Source organism: Bradyrhizobium sp. P2_E8 (assembly GCF_056403875.1).
In genome coordinates, this window is the sequence record NZ_JBFUES010001671.1 from 1 (window position 1) to 900 (window position 900).

The window sequence follows — 900 nt, forward strand, 5'->3', positions numbered from 1 at the left end:
GCTATGAGGTCCGCTTCGCGGACGGCCGGCCGAGCGTCTATTTCTACTGGGACGACCTGCCCGGCCGGCGCCTCCAGCCGGACTTACTGACGCGCGAACAGGCCGAGGCCAAGGCCAAGGAGCTGGCCCGCATCGAGCGCGACCAGTTGCTGTCGGCACGCCTTTCAGAATGAGCAAGCTTGGTGCCGCTCGATGTCCAGGGCTGGCTAATCGGAGCGGTATCGTCGTCGAAGTAAGCCGCCGCACCACGGGCATCACCGTGCTGTTCGATGGCGCCCGAAGACCAACTTGCCTGCACAGAGACTTCATCACCCCCATCTCGAATGGGACGCTCGCCGCACCTTCTGTCGCTTCAGACGAATGGTCACGTGAGCTTGGGCGACCGGAGCCCGGCCGAGGTCAGCCAATCGGTTAGATGCGCGCCAGTCTCGGCGAGGCGTGCTTTTCTGAGTAACTTCTCGCGTTCAACGCCGGCAGGCAGATTTGCGGCGTGCTCCTTGAGCCTTGCAACCTGCTCGGCCAGCCTCTCCTCAAGAGAGCGAACCTGCTTCACCCTGCGCCGCTCAGCCATGACCCGCATCCTCCCTGATATGCTTTCACCATCTTGGAACTGCCAAGGAGAGGTACAGTTCCAAGCGGCTAACATCCCTATAGCACCAGGATCACCAACCAGAGAGTGAGCGAGCAGCAGAGCGCAATTCCAAGATACGGCAATGCAATTGTCATCGGTCCCTCACTGGCGAATTCCGATGCTGAAACAGGAGCGAGATTCGCATATTCGCAGCCGCGTGACTATCTCGTTCGCATGCACCGCGCGTTCGAGTTCTGCCTGCCCACTGCTGCCAAAGCCGTGCCTTCCGGGCCCGACTGGATTCACGAAATCAAGTATGACGGCTACCG

At 60.8% G+C, this 900-nt stretch carries 1 protein-coding gene and 1 pseudogene; one reads left to right on the plus strand and one right to left on the minus strand.

The genetic code is table 11. The features are described 5' to 3' along the window. Positions 1–364 precede the first annotated feature (364 nt). Positions 365–571 carry a hypothetical protein gene (locus tag AC1D00_RS43125; protein WP_477014924.1) on the minus strand — a complete coding sequence of 69 codons (207 nt, stop codon included), beginning with the start codon at positions 569–571 and terminating at the stop codon, positions 365–367. 105 nt (positions 572–676) lie between these two features. Here AC1D00_RS43125 and AC1D00_RS43130 point away from each other — a divergent pair. Beyond that, positions 677–900: pseudogene (locus AC1D00_RS43130) on the plus strand (hypothetical protein); the annotation flags it as partial.